The 2,400-nt window shown below is 61.6% G+C and carries 2 protein-coding genes; both read left to right on the top strand.

Features of this window, described 5'->3' with window-relative positions:
• The first annotated feature begins 185 nt into the window (after positions 1 to 185).
• Positions 186 to 1,685, top strand: a complete 1,500-nt coding sequence (gene istA, locus K359_RS0147650) for an IS21 family transposase (RefSeq protein WP_029085220.1) — start codon at positions 186 to 188, stop codon at positions 1,683 to 1,685.
• Positions 1,686 to 1,711: 26 nt separating this feature from the next.
• Entirely contained in the window at positions 1,712 to 2,332 is a 621-nt protein-coding gene (istB, locus tag K359_RS56560) for an IS21-like element helper ATPase IstB (protein ID WP_305728201.1), read from the top strand.
• Positions 2,333 to 2,400 lie beyond the last annotated feature (68 nt).

Below are 2,400 nucleotides of genomic sequence, written 5' to 3'. Positions count from 1 at the left end.
ATGCGATCGGCATAGGCTTGAACCTCGACCGGTCGTCCGACTGCGCTGGCTGCTACCGAGTGTAAATTCGCTTGCAATAATGACCCCCTGAGGGGTGGTTTTCGCGTCCAATAAAGACCCCCCTTTGACGTTGTGTGTCAGCGTCCTTCCCTTTGGCTTCAGTCGGCCGCGAAGGGCTGATGGGGATGATTGGCGTGGACAAGATCGGCGAGATACGGCGCGCCTATTTCGAGCAGGACCGCTCCATCAAGGAGATAGTGCGCACGCTTTTGGTATCGCGCGCGACGGTGCGCAAGGTCATTCGGGGCCACAAGACCGAGTTCAAATACGCGCGGGGCGTTCAGCCGACGCCTAAGCTTGGCGACTGGGTCGAGGCTCTGACGGAGATCCTTGGAACCGAAGCTAATCTGCCGAAGCGGGAACGCCGCTCGACGCAGCGGCTGTTTGAGGAATTACGTGGGCGCGGATATGACGGCGCGCACGACAGCGTGCATCGCTTCGTCAAGTCCTGGCGCGACGAACGCGCCCGGGTCCCGGCTCATGCCTATGTGCCGATGAGCTTTGCGCCTGGGGAAGCCTACCAGTTTGACTGGAGCCACGAGACGATCACGCTCCAGGGCTTGCCGCTGACGGTCAAGGCGGCGCACATGAAGCTGTCGCACAGCCGCATGCCGTTTGTGCGCGTCTACTTCCGCGAGACTCAGGAGTTGGTGTTCGACGCGCATGACAAGGCGTTCCGGTTCTATGGCGGGGTTTGCCGGCGCGGCATCTACGACAACATGAAGACGGCGGTCGAGGCGATCTTCGTTGGCAAGGCGCGCCGGTATAACCGCCGTTTTTTGCAAATGTGCTCGCACCATCTGATCGACCCGGTGGCCTGCACACCCGCCTCGGGATGGGAGAAAGGTCAGGTCGAGAACCAGGTTGGCAACTTGCGTGACCAGATGTTCCGGCCGAAGCCTCGGGTCAAGAGTCTCGCCGAGCTGAATGCGTGGCTGGAAGATCAGTGCATCGCCTACGCCAAACGAACCAGGCATCCGGAGTTCAAGGATCGGCCGATCTGGGACGTGTTCCAGGAAGAACGCGCGAGCCTGATGGAGCTTCGCGGCCCCTTCGACGGGTTCGTCGAGAAGGCCGTTAGGGCCAGCACCACTTGCCTGATCATGGCCGATCACAATCGCTACAGCGTCGATGCGCGCGCCGCCGGCCGGATGGTTCTGGTGCGCTCCCATGCCGAACGGATTGTCGTCTTGCTGGGCGACGAGGTGGTCGCCGACCATCCGCGCCACTTCCGGCGTGACCAGATCATCTACGATCCCTGGCATTATCTGCCGGTACTAATGAAGAAGCCCGGTGCCTTGCGCAACGGCGCGCCGTTCAAGGATTGGGCTCTGCCACCCGCCCTGACCCAGGTCCGCGCCAAACTGAAGCAACACGCCGACGGGGACAGACAGTTCGTCAAGGTGTTGGGCGCCGTGCTCGATCACGGGCTCGCCGCGGTCGAAAGCGCCTGCGCCGAAGCGCTGGAAGCGGGCCTCGCTAGTGGCGATGTAATTCTGACCGTGCTGGCACGCCGACGGCAGCCCACGCCGCCGCCCAGCATCATTACGCCCGACGCGCTGCGCCTGAAGATCGAACCCGCGGCCGATTGTGGCCGCTACGACAGCATAAGGAAGATCGCCTGATGGAACGCCATGAGATTCTGGAAGCCATGAGCGAACTCAAGCTTTACGGCATGCGCGCCAGCTTCGATGAGATTGCCGGTAAGGGTCTTGCGCGGCGCGATGAGATCTATCCGCTGATCGCCAGCCTGATCCGGGCCGAACGCACCCACCGGCAAGCCCGCTCGACCAGCTATCGTATCGGCGGAGCCAAGTTCCCGGTTCTCAAGGACATCGACAAGTTCGTCTTCGCGGACACGCCTGTCGATGAAGGACTGGTGCGTGAACTCGCCTCCGGGGGCTTCCTCGACGCCAAGCGCAACGCAATCTTCATCGGCGGCACCGGCACTGGCAAAACCCATCTATGCATCGCCGTGGCCTCGGCGGTCATTCGCGCCCGCGCCAGAGGACGCTTCTTCAATCTGGTCGACCTCGTCAATCAACTGGAGCAGGAGAAGGCCGCCGGTCGTAGTGGCCGGTTGTCCGAGAAGCTGTTGCGCTACGATCTCATCGTCATCGACGAGCTCGGCTATCTGCCGTTCAGCCAGCCTGGCGGCCAGTTGTTGTTCCACCTGATCAGCAAACTCTACGAAAACACCTCGCTGCTGATCACCACCAACCTCGCCTTCGCCGATTGGCCGCAAGTGTTCGGCGAGCCGATGACTTCATGATGCCTCCTTCTTCGAATGCTTGGTGCGTCGTACCCGATTGCGCAGCTGACTGATTTGTTCGTCTGAGA

This window comes from Bradyrhizobium sp. th-b2 (genome assembly GCF_000426785.1).
Taxonomy (GTDB): Bacteria; Pseudomonadota; Alphaproteobacteria; order Rhizobiales; family Xanthobacteraceae; genus Bradyrhizobium; species Bradyrhizobium septentrionale.
This window is presented reverse-complemented; position numbering and strand designations above follow the sequence as displayed.